This is a genomic window from Streptomyces sp. NRRL F-6492 (assembly GCF_001280125.1).
Taxonomy (GTDB): Bacteria; Actinomycetota; Actinomycetes; order Streptomycetales; family Streptomycetaceae; genus Streptomyces.
This window is the reverse complement of the sequence record NZ_LGEG01000245.1, coordinates 1-20,961: the sequence shown is the minus strand read 5'-3', so window position 1 is coordinate 20,961 and position 20,961 is coordinate 1. Positions and strand designations below refer to the sequence as shown.

General features: G+C 71.2%; 21 protein-coding genes, 1 tRNA gene and 1 pseudogene. 11 read left to right on the top strand and 12 right to left on the bottom strand.

The window, feature by feature from the left end; all coding sequences use genetic code 11:
- Positions 1-16 precede the first annotated feature (16 nt).
- Entirely contained in the window at positions 17-625 is a 609-nt protein-coding gene (locus ADL08_RS26785; protein ID WP_053647375.1) for a dihydrofolate reductase family protein, read from the bottom strand.
- 168 nt (positions 626-793) lie between these two features.
- Here ADL08_RS26785 and ADL08_RS26780 point away from each other — a divergent pair, with 168 nt between their 5' ends.
- Complete coding sequence (locus tag ADL08_RS26780) at positions 794-1,534, top strand: SDR family NAD(P)-dependent oxidoreductase (RefSeq protein ID WP_053647372.1); 741 nt, start codon at positions 794-796, stop codon at positions 1,532-1,534.
- Positions 1,535-1,561: 27 nt separating this feature from the next.
- Here the strand turns inward: ADL08_RS26780 and ADL08_RS26775 are convergent.
- From ADL08_RS26775 to allB, 3 genes are all read right to left on the bottom strand, one after another.
- A tRNA-Trp gene (locus ADL08_RS26775) sits at positions 1,562-1,637 on the bottom strand.
- 235 nt (positions 1,638-1,872) lie between these two features.
- A complete protein-coding gene (gene alc / locus ADL08_RS26770; protein WP_053647369.1) occupies positions 1,873-2,991 on the bottom strand; it encodes an allantoicase in 1,119 nt (372 codons plus the stop codon).
- A 3-nt stretch (positions 2,992-2,994) separates the two neighbouring features.
- Positions 2,995-4,329, bottom strand: a complete 1,335-nt coding sequence (allB, locus tag ADL08_RS26765; protein WP_053647368.1) for an allantoinase AllB — start codon at positions 4,327-4,329, stop codon at positions 2,995-2,997.
- A gap of 358 nt (positions 4,330-4,687) precedes the next feature.
- Between allB and ADL08_RS26760 the strand changes: the two genes are divergently transcribed.
- Positions 4,688-5,494 carry an IclR family transcriptional regulator gene (locus ADL08_RS26760; RefSeq protein ID WP_053647366.1) on the top strand — a complete coding sequence of 269 codons (807 nt, stop codon included), beginning with the start codon at positions 4,688-4,690 and terminating at the stop codon, positions 5,492-5,494.
- Between the two features lie 83 nt (positions 5,495-5,577).
- Here the strand turns inward: ADL08_RS26760 and ADL08_RS26755 are convergent, their stop codons facing one another.
- Positions 5,578-6,258 (bottom strand): ABC transporter ATP-binding protein, encoded by a 681-nt coding sequence (locus ADL08_RS26755; protein WP_053647422.1) that lies wholly within the window; start codon positions 6,256-6,258, stop codon positions 5,578-5,580.
- 93 nt (positions 6,259-6,351) lie between these two features.
- A complete protein-coding gene (locus ADL08_RS26750; protein ID WP_053647364.1) occupies positions 6,352-7,437 on the bottom strand; it encodes an ABC transporter permease in 1,086 nt (361 codons plus the stop codon).
- Positions 7,438-7,549: 112 nt separating this feature from the next.
- On the opposite strand from ADL08_RS26750, the gene ADL08_RS26745 reads away from it, so the two are divergent.
- Together ADL08_RS26745 and ADL08_RS26740 are read left to right on the top strand one after the other, a co-directional pair.
- The gene (locus tag ADL08_RS26745) at positions 7,550-8,782 is read left to right on the top strand and encodes a sensor histidine kinase (protein ID WP_053647362.1); all 1,233 of its coding nucleotides are present in this window, start codon (positions 7,550-7,552) and stop codon (positions 8,780-8,782) included.
- Positions 8,779-9,405: a response regulator gene (locus ADL08_RS26740; RefSeq protein WP_053647361.1), complete on the top strand. Its 627-nt coding sequence runs from the start codon at positions 8,779-8,781 to the stop codon at positions 9,403-9,405. The genes ADL08_RS26745 and ADL08_RS26740 overlap by 4 nt, the downstream gene beginning before the upstream one ends.
- A gap of 143 nt (positions 9,406-9,548) precedes the next feature.
- On the opposite strand, the gene ADL08_RS26735 is transcribed toward ADL08_RS26740, so the two are convergent.
- Entirely contained in the window at positions 9,549-9,875 is a 327-nt protein-coding gene (locus ADL08_RS26735; protein WP_053647359.1) for a DUF5955 family protein, read from the bottom strand.
- 195 nt (positions 9,876-10,070) lie between these two features.
- On the opposite strand from ADL08_RS26735, the gene ADL08_RS26730 reads away from it, so the two are divergent.
- From ADL08_RS26730 to ADL08_RS38830, 3 genes are all read left to right on the top strand, one after another.
- On the top strand, positions 10,071-10,745 hold the full coding sequence (locus tag ADL08_RS26730; RefSeq protein ID WP_234352271.1) for a nucleotidyltransferase family protein: 675 nt from the start codon (positions 10,071-10,073) through the stop codon (positions 10,743-10,745).
- A gap of 226 nt (positions 10,746-10,971) precedes the next feature.
- Entirely contained in the window at positions 10,972-12,594 is a 1,623-nt protein-coding gene (gene aceB, locus ADL08_RS26725) for a malate synthase A (protein WP_053647357.1), read from the top strand.
- Between the two features lie 260 nt (positions 12,595-12,854).
- On the top strand, positions 12,855-12,989 hold the full coding sequence (locus ADL08_RS38830) for a hypothetical protein (protein WP_267889589.1): 135 nt from the start codon (positions 12,855-12,857) through the stop codon (positions 12,987-12,989).
- A 50-nt stretch (positions 12,990-13,039) separates the two neighbouring features.
- On the opposite strand, the gene ADL08_RS26720 is transcribed toward ADL08_RS38830, so the two are convergent.
- From ADL08_RS26720 to ADL08_RS37690, 3 genes are all read right to left on the bottom strand, one after another.
- Entirely contained in the window at positions 13,040-15,106 is a 2,067-nt protein-coding gene (locus ADL08_RS26720; protein ID WP_053647355.1) for a DUF2075 domain-containing protein, read from the bottom strand.
- Between the two features lie 272 nt (positions 15,107-15,378).
- Positions 15,379-15,648 carry a hypothetical protein gene (locus ADL08_RS37695; RefSeq protein ID WP_199837095.1) on the bottom strand — a complete coding sequence of 90 codons (270 nt, stop codon included), beginning with the start codon at positions 15,646-15,648 and terminating at the stop codon, positions 15,379-15,381.
- A 287-nt stretch (positions 15,649-15,935) separates the two neighbouring features.
- Positions 15,936-16,178 carry an NERD domain-containing protein gene (locus ADL08_RS37690; RefSeq protein ID WP_053647351.1) on the bottom strand — a complete coding sequence of 81 codons (243 nt, stop codon included), beginning with the start codon at positions 16,176-16,178 and terminating at the stop codon, positions 15,936-15,938.
- Positions 16,179-16,692: 514 nt separating this feature from the next.
- Between ADL08_RS37690 and ADL08_RS26705 the strand changes: the two genes are divergently transcribed.
- The 3 genes from ADL08_RS26705 to ADL08_RS39050 all read left to right on the top strand — a co-directional run bounded on the left by ADL08_RS26705 (position 16,693) and on the right by ADL08_RS39050 (position 19,241).
- A complete protein-coding gene (locus ADL08_RS26705) occupies positions 16,693-16,935 on the top strand; it encodes a hypothetical protein (RefSeq protein WP_159043121.1) in 243 nt (80 codons plus the stop codon).
- Between the two features lie 126 nt (positions 16,936-17,061).
- A complete protein-coding gene (locus ADL08_RS26700) occupies positions 17,062-18,870 on the top strand; it encodes a DUF2075 domain-containing protein (protein ID WP_053647347.1) in 1,809 nt (602 codons plus the stop codon).
- Positions 18,871-19,076: 206 nt separating this feature from the next.
- Positions 19,077-19,241: a hypothetical protein gene (locus tag ADL08_RS39050; RefSeq protein WP_234352270.1), complete on the top strand. Its 165-nt coding sequence runs from the start codon at positions 19,077-19,079 to the stop codon at positions 19,239-19,241.
- Positions 19,242-19,306: 65 nt separating this feature from the next.
- On the opposite strand, the gene ADL08_RS39045 is transcribed toward ADL08_RS39050, so the two are convergent.
- Positions 19,307-19,474, bottom strand: a complete 168-nt coding sequence (locus ADL08_RS39045) for a hypothetical protein (protein WP_234352269.1) — start codon at positions 19,472-19,474, stop codon at positions 19,307-19,309.
- A gap of 132 nt (positions 19,475-19,606) precedes the next feature.
- Between ADL08_RS39045 and ADL08_RS39040 the strand changes: the two genes are divergently transcribed.
- Positions 19,607-19,909 (top strand): hypothetical protein, encoded by a 303-nt coding sequence (locus tag ADL08_RS39040; protein WP_234352268.1) that lies wholly within the window; start codon positions 19,607-19,609, stop codon positions 19,907-19,909.
- Positions 19,910-19,944: 35 nt separating this feature from the next.
- Here the strand turns inward: ADL08_RS39040 and ADL08_RS26690 are convergent.
- Positions 19,945-20,961 (bottom strand): annotated as a pseudogene (locus ADL08_RS26690) (hypothetical protein); the annotation flags it as partial.

Genomic DNA, 20,961 nt, shown 5'->3' with positions numbered 1-20,961 from the left:
CACCTTTCCGCCGCGCTCAGTAACTGCCGTACGCGGGGCGCCCTTCGCGTTCGTACGTGTGGACGGCGACGCCCGCGCCGGTGGTGTGCGACCCGGCGGGCCGGAAGGCGGTGGGGCGGACGCCGTCGGTGAAGAGGCGGCGGCCCGTGCCCAGGACGACGGGGAAGACGAGCAGGTGGAGGGTGTCGATGAGGTCGTGGTCGAGGAGGGTGCGGGCGAGGCCGGCGCTGCCGTGCATCTGGATCTCGCCGTCGAGCCGCTCCTTGAGGCCGGCGACCTCCTGGGCGACGTCGCCGCGGAGCACGGTGGTCCCGGCCCAGTCGGCCTCGGTGAGGGTGGTGCTGGCGACGTACTTGGGGAGGGCGTTCAGCTTGCTCGCGACCGGGTTGTCGGGGTCGGTCTGCTTCGGCCAGTAGCCGGCGAAGATGTCGTAGGTGCGGCGGCCGAGGAGGAAGGCGGTCGGCCGGGTGAAGACCTCGTCCACGAAGCGTCCGAAGTCCTCGTCGCCGTACGGCACGGACCAGCCGCCGTGCTCGAAGCCGTCGCTGCGGTCCTCGTCGGGGCCGCCGGGGGCCTGGACGACGCCGTCGAGGGTGAGGAACTGGGTGAGGCTGAGGGTGGCCATGGCGGATGCCTTTCCGTTCTCCGGACCATCGTGTTCCGAAAGCTCCGACCGCGCCGCCGGACGGAACTCATCGGTGCCGGACTCGACGTCCGATTGCCGCCGGTCTTCGCCCGCTCCCCCGGCTTTCATTGAACCCGCAACCACTTAGTGCTTCCACGGAGGTTCGGGATGTCCACGATGAGCGGCACGGCGGTCCTGGTGACGGGCGGCAGCAGGGGGATCGGCGCGGCGACGGCGGTACGGCTCGCCCGGGAGGGCGCGGACGTGGCCTTCACCTACGTACGGGACGAGGCGCGGGCCGCGGAGGTCGCGGCGCGGATCGGGGCGACGGGCCGGAAGGCGCTGCCGCTGCGGGCCGACGCGGCCGACCCCGGGGACGCGGCGGGCGCGGTCGCGTGGGCGGCGGACGCCCTGGGCCGGCTCGACGTCCTGGTGAACAACGCGGGCGTCGGGGTCCTCGGCCCGCTGGAGTCGCTGGCCCTCGCGGACGTGGACCGGGTCCTCGCCGTGAACGTCCGGGCGGTCTTCCTCGCCTCGCAGGCGGCGGCGGCCCGGCTGCCCGACGGCGGCCGGATCGTCACGATCGGCAGCTGCATGGCCCGGCGGGTGCCGGGCCCCGGCGGGACCCTGTACGCGATGAGCAAGACCGCCCTGACGGGCCTCACGAAGGCGCTCGCCCGCGAGCTGGGCGGCCGGGGCATCACGGCGAACCTCGTCCACCCCGGTCCCGTGGACACCGACATGAACCCGGCGGACGGCCCGCTCGCGGCGGGCCAGACGGCCCTCACGGCCCTCGGCCGCTTCGGCACCCCGGACGAGGTGGCGTCGATGGTGGCGTTCCTGGCGGGCCCGGAGGGGCGGTACGTGACGGGGGCGGAGTTCTCGGTGGACGGGGGGCACGCGGCGTGACGCGTGCGGGGAGGCGCACGACGGCGGTGGCAGGGGTGGCAGGAGTCGAACCTGCGGCATCCGGTTTTGGAGACCGGCGCTCTGGCCTCTGAGCTACACCCCTTCGGTGGGCCCGAGCATGACACCCGGCGCACGTCGGCCGCCACGTCTTTTCCGGGGCGTGCGGCCGGGGACGCGGTCCGGCGGAACGCGCGAGGGCGCACCGGTGCTGTCGGGCCGGTGCGCCCTCGGGGGCCGGGCGGGGTGTCGTGTCCCGCTCGGGTCGTGGGGGCCGGGCGGGTCGCCCGGCCGGGGGCGGGGGCCCGGGGGTGCCGTGTCGGCGGGTCACCCCCGGGAGGTCAGCCGCCCAGTTCCTGGTGGCGGGCGGTCAGCCGCGCCGTACCGGCCTCCGTGAGGGAGCCGAAGAGGCGGAGGCGGGAGATGCCGCCGTCCGGGTAGATGTCGATCCGGACGCGGGAGCCGACCGCCGGGGCGTCCAGGACGAAGCGGTGGTTGGTGTCGGGCTGGAGGCGGGTCCGGGGCAGGATCTCGGTCCACTCCTCGGAGCCCTCGGCCGCGACGGAGAGGGCGGCCCAGCCCGCGCTGTTGCCCTTGAGGTAGGCGGTGTCGATCTCGACGGCGCGGATCTCGGACTCGGCGACCAGGGCGTAGCGGATCCAGTCGTTGCCCTTGTCGCGGCGGCGGCGGGTCTCCCAGCCGTCGTCCATCTTGTGGGAGCGGCCCGGCTGGATGGTGTGGGTGGCCGGGGAGTAGAAGCGGTCGGAGGCGTCCTCGACCTGGCCGCCGTTCTCCAGGGCCGCGAGGTCGAAGGTGCCGAGGACGCCCAGCCACACCGGGTCGGGGGCGACCTCGCCGTACACGCGGAGGCGGGCGATGCCGCCGTCGGGGTGCTGGTTGACGCGCAGGTGGGTGAAGCGCTGCTCGGCGTCGACGGCGAAGCCGTTGGCGGCGTGGCCGCCGACGGCGGTGCGCGGGACGAGCACCGTCCACTTCACGTCGTCGGCGAGGAGGTCCTCGGGCGAGGGCGAGCCGGCGACGGAGGCGGCCTCGACGGAGACGGCCTGCGGGTAGTTGCCCCGGAAGTGGGCGGTGTCGAGGACGATGCCGCGGATCACGCCGGGGGCACCGAGCCGTACGAGGGCCCAGTCGTGGTCGTCCTCGGTGGGGTGCGGCCGCTGCGCGGAGACGCCGCGGCGGCGGCGGGTCTCCCAGCCGTCCATGATCTTGCCCTTGTGGCCGAAGTGCTCGGGGTCGAACTCGGCGGCACCGGGCTTGAGCAGGTTCTCGCGCTCCGCGAAGAACTCGTCGTTGGCGGCGAGCACGCCCGCGCCCAGCCGCCGGTCCGCGAGGTCCGCGTACTGGGTGAAGGGGAAGTCGGCCGTGCGGTAGTCGGCGTACGGGTCGCCGCCGCCGTAGGGGCTGGCGTCGCCGGTGAAGGAGGGTATGCCGGTGCTCACGGGTCAGTTGTTCCTTTCGAGGAGGCGGCCGGAGGGCTCGGCGAGGACGCCCTGGTCGACGATCCGCTCGCCGCGCAGCCAGGTGGAGGTGACGACGCCGTGCAGGGTCCGGCCCGCGTAGGCGGTGATCCGGTTGCGGTGCTGGAGCTCGGCCGGGTCGACGGTGAAGGTGGCCTCGGGGTCGAGGACGGCGAAGTCGGCGTCGCGGCCGGCCTCGATGGCGCCCTTGCGGTCGAGTCCGGCGAGCCGGGCGGGGCCGGTGGACATCCAGCGGACGACGTCCGTCAGGTCGTGGCCGCGGCGGCGGGCCTCGGTCCAGATGGCGGGCAGGCCGAGCTGGAGGGAGGAGATGCCGCCCCACGCGGAGGCGAAGTCGGGGGTCTTGAGGTCGGCGGTGGACGGCGAGTGGTCGGAGACGACGCAGTCGATCGTGCCGTCCGCGAGCCCCTGCCACAGCGCGTCCTGGTTGGCGGCCTCGCGGATCGGCGGGCAGCACTTGAACTCGGTGGCGCCGTCCGGGATCTCCTCGGCGGTGAGGGTGAGGAAGTGCGGACAGGACTCGACGGTGATCTTCACGCCCTCGGCCCGGGCGGCGGCGATGGCCGGCAGCGCGTCGGAGGAGGAGAGGTGCAGGACGTGGACGCGGGCGTCGAGCCGACGGGCCTGGTCGATCAGGTTCTCGATGGCCGTGTTCTCGGCGTCCCGGGGCCGGGAGGCGAGGAAGTCGGCGTACGCGCCGCCCGGCCGCTGGGGCGCGGCGGCGAGGTGGTGCGGGTCCTCGGCGTGCACGATCATCAGGCCGCCGAAGCCGGAGATCTCGGCGAGCGAGGTCGCGAGGCGTTCCTGGTCGAGCTCGGGGAACTCCTCCACGCCGGAGGGCGACAGGAAGCACTTGAAGCCGAAGACGCCGGCGTCGTGCAGCGGGCGCAGGTCCTTGACGTTGTCGGGCAGGGCGCCGCCCCAGAAGCCGACGTCGACGTGGGCCTTGGCTCGGGCGACGTCCTGCTTGACGCGCAGGTTCTCCACGGTGGTGGTCGGCGGCAGCGAGTTGAGCGGCATGTCGAGCAGGGTGGTGATGCCGCCGGCGGCGGCCGCGCGGGTGGCGGTCCAGAAGCCCTCCCACTCGGTGCGGCCGGGGTCGTTCACGTGCACGTGGGTGTCGACGAGTCCGGGCAGGACGACGTCGTCGCCGACGTCCTCCAGCCGGGCGCCGGCGGGCACCTCGGCGTCGTACGGCAGCACGGCCGCGATCGTCCCTCCGGAGACGGCGATCGACGCCGGGCGCGTCCCCTCGGGGGTGATGACGCGCGTCGAGCGCAGGACCAGGTTGACGTCCACCCGTACCCCTTCTTCCACTGCTCCTGAAAGGAGCCGCCCCTGCTCGGGGAGGCCTCCGCGGAGAAATTCAACGAACTGTTGAAGGAGTCTTCACTTCCGGACGACATGCCGTCAAGGGCACACTTCCAGCATCCGGGACTGCCGAACCCGGCTTGGATGTTTCCACAGAGTGGAATGTAAATTTCGTACAGTAGAACGTAGCTCCGCACATGCGAGGCAGTCCAGGGCCGCTCCGGGCCCTCGCCGACACCGGACAAACACCCCCTGACCGGCGCCGACGCCGGGACCGGGGCCGTGTGCCCCGGCCGGTGGCCCGGTAGGCTGCTGCCTTGCCCGCCCGCCCCGAAAGGACCGTGACGTGCCGACGTCCAGCGCCAGCACCACCGACGCCGCCAAACCCGCCGCGAGCGGGGGCGTCCAGTCCCTCGAGCGCGCCTTCGACCTCCTGGAGCGGATGGCCGACGCCGGGGGCGAGGTCGGGCTGAGCGAGCTCTCCGCCAGCAGCGGGCTGCCGCTCCCCACCATCCACCGCCTGATGCGCACCCTCGTCGCCTGCGGCTACGTGCGCCAGCAGCCCAACCGGCGGTACGCGCTCGGCCCCCGGCTCATCCGGCTCGGCGAGTCCGCCTCCCGCCTCCTCGGCACCTGGGCCCGGCCGTACCTCGCCCGGCTCGTCGAGGAGACCGGCGAGACGGCGAACATGGCGCTGCTCGACGGCGACGAGATCGTGTACGTGGCGCAGGTGCCGTCCAAGCACTCGATGCGCATGTTCACCGAGGTCGGCCGGCGGGTCCTGCCGCACTCGACCGGCGTCGGCAAGGCGCTCCTCGCGCACACCCCGGCGGACGAGGTGCGCGCGCTGCTCGCCCGTACCGGCATGCCGGCCGCGACCGAGAAGACCATCACCACGCCCGAGGGCTTCCTCGACGCGCTCGTCGCGGTCCGCGAGGCGGGGTACGCGGTCGACGACAACGAGCAGGAGATAGGGGTCCGCTGCCTCGCGGTGTCCGTGCCGGACTCCCCCACCGCCGCCGCCGTCTCCATCTCGGGCCCGGCGGGCCGGGTCACCGAGGCGGCCACCGAGAAGATCGTCCCGATCCTCCAGGAAGTGGCGCGCGACCTGTCGGCGGCGCTGGCGAACACGGCGGGCAACGGCCAGGGCTGAACCGCACCGCACGCGAGGGCGCCCGGAACCACGTGGTTCCGGGCGCCCTCGCGCATGCCGGGGACTGCGTGCCGGGGACCGGCTTACACGGGTACGGCCTCCGCGAGCCGGCCGTCCCGGACCGTGACCGTGCGGTCCGCCCGGGCCAGGTGGGTCCGGTCGTGGGTGACCAGGACCGTCGCCGTGCCCCGCTCCCGCGTCAGACGGGCGAGGAGGTCCACGACCGCCGCCCCCCGCTCGTGGTCGAGGGCGCTGGTCGGCTCGTCGACCAGCAGGACGGACGGCTCGTTCATCAGGGCCCGCGCGATGTTGACCCGCTGCCGCTGACCGCCCGACAGCTGGTGCGGCCGGCGCCCGGCCAGGTCCGCCAGGCCCACCGCGTCGAGCAGTTCCAGGGCCCGGCCCCGTACCGCCTTCGGGGAGCGGCCCGACAGGTGGGCCATCACCTGCACCTGCTCCGCCGCGCCCAGCGAGGGCAGCAGGTTGGGCTGCTGGAAGACGATCCCGACGTGCTCGCGCCGCAGCTCCGCCCGGGCGGCCGGGGTGAGCGCCCCCGTGTCCGTACCGGCGACGACGACCCGTCCCCGGTCCGGGGTGACGAGGGTGGCGGCCACCGCGAGCAGGCTGGACTTGCCGGAGCCCGAGGGGCCGACGACGGCCGTGAGCGTCCCGGCGGGGACGGCGAGGGAGACGGCGTCGAGGGCGGTGAGCCGTCCGCCGCCGTCGGGATAGGTGAGGGTGACGTCGTCGAGGACGAGGCTCATCGGGTGCTCCCGCGTGGGGGTGAGAGGGCTCATCGGGTGCTCCGTGTGGCGGTGAGAGGGCTCATCGGATGTTCCCGTGTCGGGTGAGAGGGCTCATCGGACGCCGCCCAGGGCCGTGAGGGGGTCGACGGCGGTGATCCGGCGGACGGCCAGGGCCGCGCCGAGCACGCCGAGGACGACGATGACGGCGGCCGGTCCGAGGACGGTGAGCGGCTCCAGGACGAAGGGCACGTTCCCGCCGCCGATCAGGGCGCCGGCGCCGACCGCGAGCGCGGTGCCGAGCAGGGTGCCGGCGGTGAGCATGAGGACGGCCTGTCCGAGGGCGTCCCCCAGGAGGTACGGGGTGGAGGCGCCGAGCGCCTTGAGGACGGCGACGTCACCGGCGCGCTGGACGGTCCAGACGGTGAAGAAGGCGCCGATGACCAGGGCGGAGATGGCGAAGAGGAAGCCCCGCATGAGCTGGAGGGAGCCGTTCTCGGCCTGGTAGGACCCCAGGGCGGTGAGGGCGTCGTCGACGGTCCGCGCCTCGGTGCCGGCGGCCGCGTCGCCGGCCGCCCAGTCGGTCCCGTCTCCCCCGCTCAGGACGATGACGGTGGCCTCCTCCCGGACCGTGGTGCCGCTGTGCCCGACCTTCCGCCAGTCGTCGAGGGAGGTCCACACGACGGGCGTGTGGCTGTACGAGGCGTCGCCGGAGACGGCCGCGACGGTGACCTCCAGGGGGCCGAGGCGGACCGCGTCACCGGCGGCCGCGCCCAGTTCCTCGGCCGCCCGCTCCGACAGGACCGCCTTCCCGGGGGCGACGGGCGCGGGCGCGAGCCCGGACTCCGGTTCCGTACCGAAGACGGAGACGGAGACGGCGGCGGTGCGGTCCCCGGCGGCGCCGTCGAGCGTGCGGATGCCGAGCGGCGCCGCGCCCGTCACCCCGGGGCGCTCCGCCCACGCCCGCCACTGCTCCTCCGTCACCGTCGAATCGGTGAAGGAGGCCGACCGTCCGGACGGCGGCGCCGCGAAGGCCAGCCGGTCGGCGGGCAGCCCGGTGAGCGCGGAGACGTTCTCCCGCGCGAGCCCGGCGGTCAGCCCGGACAACAGCCCCACGAGCAGGGTGATCAGCACGATCACCGTGCCCATGAGGGCGAACCGCCCCTTGGCGGATCTCAGGTCTCTCCATGCCACGAACATGCCGACCAGCCTGGTCCGCGCACCTCCTCGCGGGCATCGCGCGGCGGACGGTCCCACAATCGAACTTTCGGTTGAGCCGGGCCGCCCGCCCGCTGTCTACCCTGGAGGGACCATGGCTCCCCACTCCTCCCTCCACCCCGCCCGGCGTCCCCTCACCCCCGCCCCGTTCGTGCTGCGCCTCTGCCTGCACCTCCTCATGGCGGGCCTGCTCGTCCTGGCGGCGGTCCGGGCGCACTCGGCCGCCGGGACGGTGGCGGCGGCGGTGACGGGGGCGGTCTACGCGGCGGGCTCGTACCTTCCGGCGGTACGGGACTCCCGGCGGGCGGCCGCCGTCTGGCTGGGGGTCCTGGGGGCGTCCTGGCTGGCGATGCTCTGCCTGACGCCGGAGGCGCTCTGGGCTGCCTTCCCGCTGTACTTCCTCCAGCTGCACCTGCTGCCCGTCCGCTGGTCGCTGCCGGCGGTGGCGCTCACGGCGGGCGCGGCGATCCTCTCGTACGTGGGGCACGGCGCCGCGCTCAACCCGGGGGTCTTCATCGGGCCGCCGCTGGGCGCGGCGGTCGCGGTGGCGACGGTCCTCGGCCACCAGGCGCTCTACCGGGAGAGCGAGCGGCGGCGCCGGCTCATCGAGGAGCTGATCGCGACGCGGGCGGAGCTGGCGGCGGCGGAGCGGCACGCGGGGACGCTCGCCGAGCGGGAGCGGCTCGCGCGGGAGATCCACGACACGCTCGCGCAGGGCCTGTCCTCGATCCAGCTGCTGCTGCGGGCGGCCGAGCGGGCGCTGCCGCCGGGCTCCCCCGCCGCCGGGCACATCGAGCGGGCGCGCCGGGCGGCCCAGGACGACCTGGCGGAGGCACGGCGCTTCGTCCGGGCGCTCTCGCCACCGGACCTGGAGCACGGGTCGCTCGCGGCGGCCCTGGAGCGGCTGTGCGAGCCGGGGACGGTGGCGGGCCCGTACGGGACGGGGGCGGGACCCCGGGTCCGGTTCTCGGCGAGCGGGACGCCGGTGGAGCTGCCGACCCCGTACGAGGTGGCGCTGCTGCGGATCGCGCGGTCGGCCCTCGCGAACACGGTGCGGCACGCCTCGGCCTCGCGGGCGGAGATCACCCTGTCGTTCATGGACGCGTCGGTGACCCTGGACGTGGTCGACGACGGGGAGGGCTTCGAGCCCGGTTCCGTACGCCCCTCGTCCGAGGGCGGCTTCGGGCTTCCGGCGATGCGGTCGCGGGCGGAGTCGCTGGGCGGGACGTTCACCGTGGAGGCCGCCCCCGGCCAGGGCACCGCCGTCGCCGTCTCCCTGCCGCTGTCCCCCGGGAACCGCCCCCTCCCCGCCGGAGGTCCCGCATGACCGTCCGTCTTCTGCTCGCCGACGACCATCCGGTGGTACGGGCGGGCCTGCGCGCGGTCCTCGACACCGAGCCGGACTTCACGGTCGTCGCGGAGGCCGCCACCGCCGGGCGCGCGGTGGAGCTGGCCGCCGCCGGGGGCGTGGACGTGGTCCTGATGGACCTCCGGTTCGGCGCGGGGATGCACGGCTCGGAGGCGACGGCGGCGATCACGGCGGCGCCGGGCGGGCCGAAGGTGCTGGTCCTGACGACGTACGACACGGACGCGGACATCCTGGCGGCGGTGGAGGCGGGCGCCTGCGGCTACCTCCTGAAGGACGCGCCGCCGGAGGAGCTGGCGGCGGCGGTCCGGACGGCGGCGGCCGGGCAGTCGGCCCTCGCCCCGGCGGTGGCGCACCGGCTGATGGACCGGATGCGGACCCCGGCGCAGGCGCTGACCAAGCGCGAGCTGGAGGTGCTCCAGCTGGTCGGCGAGGGCCTGTCGAACCTCCAGATCAGCAAGGCGCTGTTCCTGAGCCAGGCGACGGTGAAGTCCCATCTGGTCCACGTCTTCGCGAAGCTGGGCGTGGACTCCCGCACGGCGGCGGTGGCGGCGGCTACGGCCCGGCGGCTGATCAGGCGGTAGGGGCCGGGGCGGGCGGCGTGCCAGCGACTGACCGGCCCTCGGTTGACGGGCCGCCGCCCGGCAGTCCGTCCCTCAACGAGCCGTCGTTTGACGGGCCGCTGCTTGACGGGCCGCCGCTTGACGGACCGCCGCTTGACGCCGTCTCAGTTCTCCGTGCTCCGCTCCGGCGGCACACCGAAGAGTTCGACGGCGCGGCGGACCCCGGCGAGGGCGTCGGCGAGGGCGCTGACGGAGCCGACGCAGCCCGCGACGATCAGCAGGGAGCGGCGCAGCCGCCGTACCTCCGGAGCGCCGCCGAGCACCATGGCGTCGAGCGCCGCGAGCTCTCCCTCGGCGATCTCCCGATCGGTGAACTCCGCGCGGTACGCGGCGAGTTCGCGCCGAAGCCGGGACACGGCCGACCTCAGCTCGGTCACCCTGGGGTCCACGCCCTCGATGCCCACCGGCCTCTGCTCCACGCTTCGCAACATGGCTCTCCCCCTCGCACGACACTGTGCGCAGAACTCCACACCCCGAGCACGCGGAACGCCCCAGACCGGTCCTCCGGACGACGGTCGGGCGCCGCGAGTCGGGCCAGTTAACTCCTTCGCCACCCCCCGCGCCACCCCCCGCAAGGCTGATTCCGGCGACCGTGTGTTTCCGTCCGGATGCGGTATGCAGTCCTCATGACGACTCCGGAAGACCGAACCGACGACCTCACCGACAACCCCGCGGGCGGACCCGCCGACGCGTCCGCCGGCGGCCGTTCCCCCGTCGTGGCCGGTCTGCTGCTCGCCGCGGGGGGCGGGCGGCGGCTCGGGGGCCGGCCCAAGGCGCTCCTCGTCCACCGGGGCCGTCCCCTGGTGGAGCACGCGGTGGGGGTGCTGCGCGCGGCCGGGTGCGAGGTGGTGCACGTGGTGCTCGGGGCGTCGGCCGACGCCGTGCGGGAGCGGGCGGAGCTGCCCGGATGCGTCCTGGTGGACAACCCGGAGTGGGCGGCGGGGATGGGCTCCTCGCTGCGGGCCGGGCTCGCGTCGCTCGCCGCCGATCCGCGGGGGGTGGACGCGGCGCTCGTGTCCCTGGTCGACCAGCCGGGGATCGGGGCGGAGGCGGTGGCGCGGGTCCGGGCGGCGTACGGCTCGCGGGACTCGCTCGCGGCGGCCTCGTACGACGGGCGGCGGGGGCATCCGGTGCTGTTCGGCGCCGGGCACTGGGCGGGGGTCGCGGAGACGGCGGTGGGCGACCGGGGCGCGCGGGACTATCTGGCGGCGCACCGGGATGCGATCACGCCGGTGGACTGCTCGGATGTGGCCGAGCCCTATGACATCGACACCGTGGCGGACCTGTCGCACTTGGAGTGAGCGGCCTGGCACTGAGCGCCGCGTTCTGTCGATCCGGAGAATCTCGACATCAACAAACGATTGAACTTCCACCATGAGGAAACTAGTATCCACTGTTCAGAAGCGCCTGCTAGCCCAGGAGGCGCTCGCGGCCGTATCTCGGCTCCGGTGGCACTCCGTGCCCTCCCGTGACGCCCGGCGGCCGTCTGGCACCGCCCGCGAAGTCCGCTGAAGGAAGTGACAGTTCATGTCCGCACCAGCGCCGTCCCCCCTGGTCGTCGTCGATGCCGAGCCCCTGCCGCGCCAGGAAGAGGTGCTCACCGAGGCCGCCCTGGCCTTCGTCGCCGAACTGCACCGGCGGTTCACCCCGCGCCGGAACGAGCTCCTCGCCCGCCGGGCGGAGCGCCGCGCCGAGATCGCCCGCACCTCCACCCTGGACTTCCTGCCGGAGACCGCCGCGATCCGCGCCGACGACTCCTGGAAGGTCGCGCCGGCCCCGGCGGCCCTGAACGACCGCCGGGTCGAGATCACCGGCCCCACCGACCGCAAGATGACGATCAACGCGCTCAACTCCGGCGCGAAGGTGTGGCTCGCCGACTTCGAGGACGCCTCGGCGCCGACCTGGGAGAACGTGGTCCTGGGCCAGCTGAACCTGATCGACGCGTACACCCGGAACATCGACTTCACGGACCCGCGCTCCGGCAAGTCGTACGCCCTCAAGCCCGCCGAGGAGCTGGCGACGGTCGTCATGCGGCCGCGCGGCTGGCACCTGGAGGAGCGTCACCTCGCCTTCGAGGGGCAGGCCGTGCCCGGCGCGCTCGTCGACTTCGGCCTGTACTTCTTCCACAACGCCCAGCGCCTGATCGACCTCGGCAAGGGCCCGTACTTCTACCTGCCGAAGACGGAGTCGCACCTGGAGGCCCGCCTCTGGAACGAGGTCTTCGTCTTCGCCCAGGACTACGTCGGCATCCCGCGGGGCACCGTCCGCGCCACGGTCCTCATCGAGACCATCACGGCCGCGTACGAGATGGAGGAGATCCTCTACGAGCTCCGCGACCACGCCGCGGGCCTGAACGCGGGCCGCTGGGACTACCTCTTCTCCATCGTCAAGAACTTCCGTGACGGTGGCGCCAAGTTCGTCCTGCCGGACCGCAACCTGGTGACGATGACGGCCCCGTTCATGCGCGCGTACACCGAACTCCTCGTGCGCACCTGCCACAAGCGCGGCGCGCACGCGATCGGCGGCATGGCGGCCTTCATCCCGTCCCGCAAGGACGCCGAGGTCAACAAGGTCGCGTTCGAGAAGGTCAAGGCCGACAAGGACCGCGAGGCCGGCGACGGCTTCGACGGCTCCTGGGTCGCCCACCCCGACCTGGTGCCGATCGCGATGGCCTCCTTCGACGCCGTCCTCGGCGAGAAGCCGAACCAGAAGGACCGCCTGCGCGAGGACGTCTCCGTCGCGGCCGGCGACCTGATCGCGATCGACTCGCTCGACGCGAAGCCCACCTACGACGGTCTGCGCAACGCCGTCCAGGTCGGCATCCGCTACATCGAGGCGTGGCTGCGCGGCCTCGGCGCCGTCGCCATCTTCAACCTGATGGAGGACGCGGCCACCGCCGAGATCTCGCGCTCCCAGATCTGGCAGTGGATCAACGCGGGCGTCGTCTTCGAGAACGGCGAGACGGCCACCCCGGAGCTGGCCCGCGAGGTCGCCGCCGGGGAACTGGCCGCGATCCGTGCCGAGATCGGCGAGGAGGCCTTCGCGGCCGGAAAGTGGCAGCAGGCCCACGACCTGCTGCTCCACGTCTCCCTCGACGCGGACTACGCGGACTTCCTGACCCTTCCCGCGTACGAGCAGCTGGTCGGCTGACTTCCCTGCTCTTCGGCTGAACCGCACAGCAGCCGAACATCATGAGCCTTGGCTCGGTGTCGCTTCGACACCGAGCCAAGGCTTTCGCGTCTCTCGCCGCCTTCCTATGCGCGTGCACAGAGCGATGGTGGCGAGGTAACGTGGTGGCGCTTGCCACCCCTTCCTCGGAGGGGCGTACGCGTCGTGGTTTCTCGGATCGGCCGGTGCCCCGGTTGGGGACTTCCCTGCCAATGATCCGACTCCTCAAGGAGATGCCTGGCATGGAACACGCCAAGTACAAGCCCTCTCGGCGCCCGTGGTTGCATGGCCTCGCCCTCGGCATTGCCGGCGGCCTGGCAACGGAACTGCTGCTCTGGGCAGGGCGTGTGGTGGCGTCCATCACCGGAATCCGGTAGTGGACGGCGGCGGGTCGGAGAGACCCGCCGCCCCAACTCCCACTTTTGCTTCAGGAATCAAACAGGCCGAGTTGCCGGCTTCCCGAAGCACCCCGCTGCTGATTCTGCTCGGCAGCGTGCGCCCGCAGCTTGCGCACGAATCGTTGTTCTGCAGGCAGAGCCGCCGAGGTAGGCCTTAGCCCCTCCTCATCGACAGGCGCAACCATCTTCTTCAGATACCGCTGGGTTTCCGGATCGACCGAATAGATGACGGTCGCAGAGCTGGCACGCGTCAACAACACGTGATAGGCGTTCCGGATCCGTCGGGCGAACTCGTCCGGATCCGAAGGCAGTCCGGGATCCACAGAGCCTGGTTTCAGCAGCTTCCTCAGCCCGGTCTCCTCGTCCTTGCCCGAGACTTTCCCCTTCTTGAAGTGCCACACATCGCCGCGTCGAACCATGTCGTCGCCGAGAATTACCCCGCACCAATCCCACTCGAGGCCCTGAGCGGTGTAGACGCAGCCGACCTGACCGACTCCCTCGGAATCCACTCCCCACAGCGCGGCAGGCGGTTCACCATTTGCATGGCGACTTAGCGTCCCCTTCGCGTTCCAAGGTCGCCGCCATTCACCCAACTTCACATCGAGCGGCAGCTCACGAGTTTTCTCATCGGGCTCGTTCCACGGCCAGCAGAATCCCGCGACCATACGGGCCGTGGCCCCGTCACGCTGCTCCTCTCGAACGACTCTCTCGAGGTCCTCCACAGCATCGGCCACCTCCACGTGCATGAGCCCGTCCCACTCCCAGACGTGCGGCACTTCACCAGAGATGCCAAGAAGGTCCAGTACCCACTGGCGATACCCTTCGCTGCCACCGCAGCGGAACTCCGTATGCAAGTCGTAGATCTCTGGAGTGGCACCGTGGCGCTGCGCCGCCTCGACCACGAGCTGACTGGAGCCCACTTCGCCACGCCGGAGGGACTGGTTCTCGTCCAACAGAAAGACAGTGACACGAGCCGCTTGGATCAACTCGTCCACTTGAGGTTGCTTGCCGTGTCTTTCCGGCGGCCAGTACTGAAGCTTCGACACCTCGCGCATCCGGTGAGCCTCATCACAGATCAGTAGGTCAAGTACGGGTACAGGTCGCTCGACGAAGCTGAGAAAGTGAGCCAACTGCCCAGTGGAGAGAATCCCATCCCTCTGGAAAAGCTTCTCCAAAGCAGCATGAAACGCGATTGATCCCGTGGCATAGCGCGCCGTCAGACCGACTGCGGTGAAATGCCTCAGAAGCTGGAGCCCGATGGCGCTCTTCCCCGTACCCGCTCCTCCACGGACCAGGAACACAGAACGCTCCGAGCCTCCCCCGCTCGGGGATCGCCCCCTATCCACCGCCCGCTTCACGTCGCGCCACACACTGCGCTGCTCACCCCTCAGAGTGAAGGCCGTATCGGCTCCTTCGGACAGCGCCATCGCTTCCAAGAGGGGAGCGTTTTGGAGTCCGAGTCGCTTCAGCAGACGCCCTGCCGCAGGCGCACCGCTCTCCTGCTGAAATCTGTCCCGTACCTCCTCCAAGAGATCCAGACGAGTATCGTCGGTGAAGTAGAAGGAATGGGCACCCTTCGATGTTCCGGCTGCCAGCAGAGGCAAGACGGAATCTTCGGTCGCATTGTGCAGGTAAGTGAGACCTGCGTAGGAGACACTCAACCCGTTCATCGAATCATCAGATGCGAAGAAGTCAACGATCTTGCCCACCTGGGCACTGGGGTGCTTCTTCGGTCTCCTGAAGCCCGGGACGGCCACCTTGCCCGGATTCTCCGTTGCCTCCACCGAGCCCCATCGCTTGAGCTCGATGACGAGCAGGGAGTCCTGCCCCGTCTCGGGGTGAACTCCCACGAGGATGACGTCCGCTGCGCCCTCCACGCCCTCCGGTTGGCACTCCACGAACATGTGCAGCTCGCCGTGGCCGGCGTCTACTAGCTCTTCGGCGAGCCTGACGAGACTTTCCCTCCAAGCCTCCTGCTCCGAATCGGAGGCCGGATTTCCCTTGAATCGAACCCAACGCGCAGCCATGTGCGACAACAAACGGTTCCTGTCATGGAGTTTCAACAGACGCCGCGCGGAGAGCTGCAGCAGGAGCATGAAGAGGTCCCCCAGGGCACGAGAAAGCTCGTGCGGGTGGGGGCCTGTCCTTGAGGGAAGCCCGTCGGGCCGCGATGACTTCAGAGATCATAAGGGCTCATCGCATCGGCCTAACAACGGCGAGGAGCACCATCCCCACCAGGTGAAGCTGGGGCCTGCGCAGGCCGGTACGGGGCGACGGGGGCGCAGAACGCGCAGTTCCTGGCGAGAAGCGCATTGAGCCCGGTGTCGGTCGGAAGGGTGCCCAGCACCCTTCCGACCGACAGAGAATGTCAGGTGTCGAGACCTGCCACGAATCTCGTCGGTTCGCCCAATACGGTCTGCGCACCCAACAGGTCGGAAAAGCGGATCGCAAGGGTCGATTCGGCAAGTCGGGCCGGTAGTGCCTCTCCGAACTTGAGCCCCTTCACCGCTCGAGTGTCCACTTCCGGAAGGCACAGCTGCTCTGACGCGTCCGAAAGAGCCTGCTTCCAGATCCGCGGATCGATGTCTTCCCTGAGCCGGACCCAGCAATCGTTGACGCGCTGACCGGGGGCAGCCACCGCACCGAGCGAGGCGGCCAGGGTGGCATTGGCCCGTTCTGCATCAACTGCTCAAGCAGCTGGGCGGACTGTGGGGTGATGCGCCGGCTCTCCCGCTCCGGGGGCTTCCCGAGCAGATCGTCCCAGACTCTGCCCAGGCCACTCGCTCCGTCGTTGCGCCCGAAGACGTTGATCTGCTGGAACTCGTCGAGCCCGCTTACGAGACCCGAGTCGTGGAGGAAGACCGCAGGCTTGATGAAGGGGACGCGACGCGGGTCGACGCCCATTGACCGGGCAGCTCTCTCCAACTATCCCTTGAGTTCTTTACACTTGAGGTCGGTCAGGTGCAGCGGATTCTTCAGGGTGCGGACTCGGTCGGCGTGGAATTGCCAGGTGTCTCCGTGATTGACGACCCGCCCGGGGTGCCCCTTGAGCTCGAGGAGATAGAGCCCTCCGGGGACTGCGATGAAGAGGTCGCACTCGTTGGTGCGACCGGAGGCGGCAGTGAAGGAGAAGGTGGCCCAGGCACGATAGGGCTCAGCGGCCGGCATCAACTGTCGGATGCGGTCGAGGCCCTCCTGTTCCCAGGAGTTGGGTGGACCGGCGAGGCTGGAACCAACGCTCCTTGCGCGGCGGCCCGGGCTTGGGCGCCGCCGGCGCACCAGCTGCCGACACGGTTCGACCTCCGTGGTGATTCCGCTACGCCGTCCGGCGCAAGTCTCCAGGTCACCGACCCTACCCTGGCGCACCTGTACCGCGAACGGACCACGCTCGGCAAATCAATGGCCATGGATGCTACGCAGTGTGATACGATCTTCGCGCCGTTTACGGAATCCGCCGGGCTGTCGAAGTCGGACCATGCCCCCACCGTAGGGAGAGAGCGCATGCCTGCGCATCAAGAGTCAGCAGCTGTAAACATACCGGGGCCTTCTGCGTCCGCCCCCTCATTCCGTGCCACCGTTCACGATGACGGAACTCCGCACACCATTTCCCTCGCCTGAGGGTCGCCTGCTTCATCCCACAGCTGCCACTCCTGTGTCCGAATTCAGGCGAAACGTTTCTCTCGTGCAGGAATTCGGGCGCCCCAAACCCAAGGGCGTGTTCGTGCTTTCCTCTCTCTCCGATGCCGTCGTCCCGGTGAGCATCGCTGTCGCCGTCATCGCTTGCTTCGCAGTCGGCTGCGCCACGTTCCGGAGCGTCGCCAAGGCGGCCTTGGCGGACACGGAGTCCGCGGATCGTCCGCAAATTCTCAAGCAGCTCGTCGCCGTGCTGCAGGCCCTTTTCTCCTTCTCGCTGCGCCGCAGGTAGCCATCTGCAGGGGTGGGCGTGCGAAGCCCGCACGCCCACCCACATCCCGCTTCAGATCTCCGCACCCGGGAGCACTCCTTGCTTCGTGACACCGCCTCCAATGCCGCAGTTCAGGGACTGAACGGAATGCTGTCCGCCCGGCTGGCGGAACAGTTCGTACACGACCACGGGCACAAGCCCAGTGCGGCCGAGGTGCGGTCATGGGAGCGCAGCCTGCCCGCCTTGACGAGTGTGCTGCTCGAAGCAGGACTGCACGACGTGACCGTGCTCCTCGAGTACGGCCTGCCACTGACCAGCAAACGAGCCGACGCGGTCCTGGCCGGCGTCCACCCGAAAACCGGCGAGCCGTCCTACGTCGTCATCGAGCTCAAGCAATGGAGTCAGGTCGCACCGGAGGACGGCGAGCCTCTCCTGTGCCGCGTCGACGCCTATGCACGCCCCGTCCTCAATCCCATCGAGCAGGTCCGCGGTTACTGCGACTACCTCGCTTCGTTCAACGGAGCGCTGACGGAGCACCCTGAGCGCATAGCGGGAGCCGCATACCTCCACAACGCCACGGAGTTCGGCATCTCGGGACTCGCCGAGGTGGGTGAATCCGAGAGAGGACGGCTGTTCAGCGAGCAGCGCCGCGGTGAGTTCATCGGCTTCCTGCAGTCACGGCTCGCACCCATAAATGGGGCTCCCGCCGCAGACGAGCTGCTGGCAGGAAAGATCGGCCCCTCCAAGCAGCTCATGGCCGTCGCTGCTCAAGAGGTACGCGAGCGTGAGCAATTCGTCCTCCTGGATGAGCAACGCGTCGCCTACGAGACCGTGATGCGCGCGGTTCGCCACGCTGCCCAGGCGGACCTCAAGAGCGTCGTCGTCGTCACCGGCGGTCCCGGAACGGGCAAGAGCGTTATCGCCCTTTCCCTGTTGGGCGAGTTGTACCGACAGGGCCGACCCGCTCTCCATGCGACCGGATCCCAATCGTTCACCAAGACGATGCGCAAGGTCGCCGGTGCCCGAAAGCGTGAAGTGCAGGACCTCTTCAAGTACTTCAACAGCTTCATGACCGCCGAGCGGAACGCCCTCGACGTCATCATCTGCGACGAGGCCCACCGCATGCGCCAGACCTCGGCGAATCGTTACACCCCCGCGAACCAACGCAGCGGCCGACCGCAGGTGGAGGAACTGATCGACGCCGCGCGCGTTCCGGTCTTCCTCCTTGACGAACACCAGATCGTACGCCCGGGCGAGATGGGCAATGTCGACCAAATCCGCGCTGCTGCTTCGGCCAAGGGGCTCCCCTGCACGGTCGTCCCTCTGGACAGCCAGTTCCGATGCGGCGGAAGTGACGCCTACCTCCGCTGGGTGCTACGTCTTCTCGGCCTGACACCAGGGGGGCCTGTCGCATGGGACCCGGACGACAAGATGCAGCTCATGGTGGCCGACACGCCCGAGGAGATGGAGTCGTTCCTCGCGAGCAAGCGGGCAGAGGGCTACAGCGCTCGTATATCGGCCGGGTACTGCTGGAAGTGGACGAAGGAGACCGCCCCCGGTCAGGCTCTTCCTGCCGATGTCGTGATCGGCGACTGGTCACGCCCCTGGAACGTCTTCGGCGACCGCGCCGTGGCCGGAGCACCGCCGTCTGCGCTCTGGGCCACCGATCCGGCCGGCTTCGGACAGGTCGGTTGCGTCTACACGGCCCAGGGGTTCGAGTACGACTGGAGCGGCGTCATACTCGGTCCCGATCTGGTCTGGAGGGAAGGAGGCTGGATAACAGACCGCACCCAGTCGAAGGACCCTGTCTTCAAGCGGTCGACCCCCGACGACGAGGTCGATCTCCTCATCCGCAACACCTACAAGGTCCTGCTGACGCGCGGCATGGTCGGGACAGTCGTCTACTCGACTGATGAACAGACCCGGCTGAAACTCCGCGAACTCGTCTCGGACTGACTGCAGCTACCTCCTACACACAGGCCCGACCCTGGTGAACGTGCCTCCGGGCGCAGGGCTCTGTCGTACACCTTCCGTGCCACAGGCGACGAGACACAACCGAGATATGCAGCTACCTAGCGGTAACAAGCCACGCCGTGCGAGATTCCGCCCGCCACCGGCCAGCGGCTGTCCCCCACGTCACCGCGTACCGCAGAAGCACCGCCATGCCCTCGAACCCCCACCGCGCCCTACGCGCGTTCCTGGCCCTGTGTACCACCGCCGGACTCGTCTCCGTCGCCGCCCCGTCCGCCCAGGCCTCCCCCGGCACCGGGCCCACCGCCGTTGTCGCCATGGGCGACAGCTACCTCTCCGGCGAGACCGGACGGTGACAGGGTAAAGGCCTGACCGACTACGGCAGCCGTCACGGCACCGACCGGGCATGGACGGGCGGCGGCTACGACCCGTCGCGGGTGTACAGCGCCACCGCCGACGGCTGCCACCGCTCCGACACCTCCGAGGTGCGGAGCGCCGGTCCGATCGCCGCCTCCCTGATCAACCTCGCCTGCTCGGGGGCGACCGCGGAGAACGTCTTCCGCGCCTCCCGGGGCGGCCGGGCCTTCAAGGACGAGGCACCCCAGGCCGACCGGCTGGTCCCGTACAAGCACCGGCAGCTGCCCGTTCTGGGACGCCGACGCGAACTGGGCGCGGGACTCAACTGGTCCCGCGGCTCGCCGACCGTCTGCGGCAGGTCGCCGTGGCCAAGGGCGCGCAGTTCCTGGACCTGCGGGACAGCTTCCAGGGGCGCGAGGTGTGCGCGAGGGCGAGTCGGCAGGCGACCGCCTCCCCGCCTCCGTCGGCGGCGACGAGCGAATGGGCGCGCTGGATCGACAGCCGGAGCACCCAGGGGCTCGTCCAGGAGTCGATGCACCCCAACGCCTACGGTCAGCAGGCCCTCGGACGCTGCCTGGCGCTGATCCACGCCGTCCCGTCCGGCCACCGCGCATGCCGGAACACGGCGGGCGCGGGGGCTTCGGGGATGTACCTCACGGCGGGGTGACGCGGGGCCCGTCCCCTTTCCTTCCGCCTCCGGCGTCACGGCAGGGTGATGCCGAGCGGGCCGAGGACGCGTTCCGCCTCGTGGCGGTCGGCCTCGGCCATCGCGCGGACCAGGGCGGCGGAGCCGCCGGGCCAGGCGGCGGCCGTCGTGTCGAAGGCGGCGCGGCGGGACTCCAGGGGCCCCTTCTTGGCGGGCAGCGCGTCGAGGACGTGCAGGGCCCGGGCCGAGGCCGGCACCTGGATCGGGTCCGCCTCCTCGCCCCGGTCCTCCAGGGCCCGGAGGGCGTACGCGCCGAGCACCGGGTCCCGGAGGGCGGCGCGCAGCGTCCCGGGCGGGGCGGTGCCGGTGTCCAGGACGGTGAAGAGCCCCCGGACGGCGGCCGCTTCGGAGGTACCGGCGTGGACGGTGCCGAGGGCGTCGAGCAGTTGGGTCCAGGCCTGGGCGGTGTCCACGCGCGCGTGGAGCCAGTCGGCCAGGACGCGCGCGGCGACGGAAGCGGACCAGCCCCCGGCGGCGGCGACCAGGACGGGAGCGGGCCAGGCGGCGGCCCCGGCCGCGTCGGGCGCGGCGACCCCGCGCGCGGCGAGCAGGTAGCGCACGGCGCCCGCGCCGCGCGGGGTGAGGCCGAAGGCGTCGCCGCTCCGGAAGACCAGGCCGGTCGCGGCGAGTCGGTCGAGGACGGTGGCCAGGTCCCGGGCGGGCCCCTCCAGCCGGGCGCGGTCGGCCTCGCTCAGCCCCGGGGTGCCCAGGAGCCGGACGAGCTCCGGCACGGGCGGGACGGCGTACGGGCCGGGCGCCCCGTCCGGCACCGGGACGGGCAGGTCCTGCAGGGCCGGGTCGACGGTCCAGTCCTCGTATTCGGCGGCCTTGCGGGCGACGGACTCGGCGGAGCAGCCGCGCTGGTAGACCACGTAGAGCAGGTGCGGTGCCTCGCCCCCGTACGGCTCGAACTCCTCCTCCGCGAGCTCCTCGACGGCGGTGAGGAGGGTGTTCGCGTCGTCCTCCATGGCCTCGGGGGTGCCGGGCTCGATCGCGGGCGGCGGGGGCACCGG

Coding starts and splice junctions, on each gene's coding strand:
- ADL08_RS26755 (WP_053647422.1), bottom strand. CDS start 6,258: ATGAGCCTCGTCCTCGACGACGTCACCCTCACCTATCCCGACGGCGGC.
- aceB (WP_053647357.1), top strand. CDS start 10,972: ATGTCCGCACCAGCGCCGTCCCCCCTGGTCGTCGTCGATGCCGAGCCC.
- ADL08_RS26730 (WP_234352271.1), top strand. CDS start 10,071: ATGACGACTCCGGAAGACCGAACCGACGACCTCACCGACAACCCCGCG.
- ADL08_RS26720 (WP_053647355.1), bottom strand. CDS start 15,106: ATGCTCCTGCTGCAGCTCTCCGCGCGGCGTCTGTTGAAACTCCATGAC.
- ADL08_RS39050 (WP_234352270.1), top strand. CDS start 19,077: ATGCCCTCGAACCCCCACCGCGCCCTACGCGCGTTCCTGGCCCTGTGT.
- ADL08_RS26780 (WP_053647372.1), top strand. CDS start 794: ATGTCCACGATGAGCGGCACGGCGGTCCTGGTGACGGGCGGCAGCAGG.
- ADL08_RS26750 (WP_053647364.1), bottom strand. CDS start 7,437: ATGTTCGTGGCATGGAGAGACCTGAGATCCGCCAAGGGGCGGTTCGCC.
- ADL08_RS26735 (WP_053647359.1), bottom strand. CDS start 9,875: ATGTTGCGAAGCGTGGAGCAGAGGCCGGTGGGCATCGAGGGCGTGGAC.
- ADL08_RS38830 (WP_267889589.1), top strand. CDS start 12,855: ATGGAACACGCCAAGTACAAGCCCTCTCGGCGCCCGTGGTTGCATGGC.
- ADL08_RS37690 (WP_053647351.1), bottom strand. CDS start 16,178: ATGCCGGCCGCTGAGCCCTATCGTGCCTGGGCCACCTTCTCCTTCACT.
- ADL08_RS26740 (WP_053647361.1), top strand. CDS start 8,779: ATGACCGTCCGTCTTCTGCTCGCCGACGACCATCCGGTGGTACGGGCG.
- ADL08_RS26745 (WP_053647362.1), top strand. CDS start 7,550: ATGGCTCCCCACTCCTCCCTCCACCCCGCCCGGCGTCCCCTCACCCCC.
- ADL08_RS26785 (WP_053647375.1), bottom strand. CDS start 625: ATGGCCACCCTCAGCCTCACCCAGTTCCTCACCCTCGACGGCGTCGTC.
- ADL08_RS26700 (WP_053647347.1), top strand. CDS start 17,062: ATGCTGTCCGCCCGGCTGGCGGAACAGTTCGTACACGACCACGGGCAC.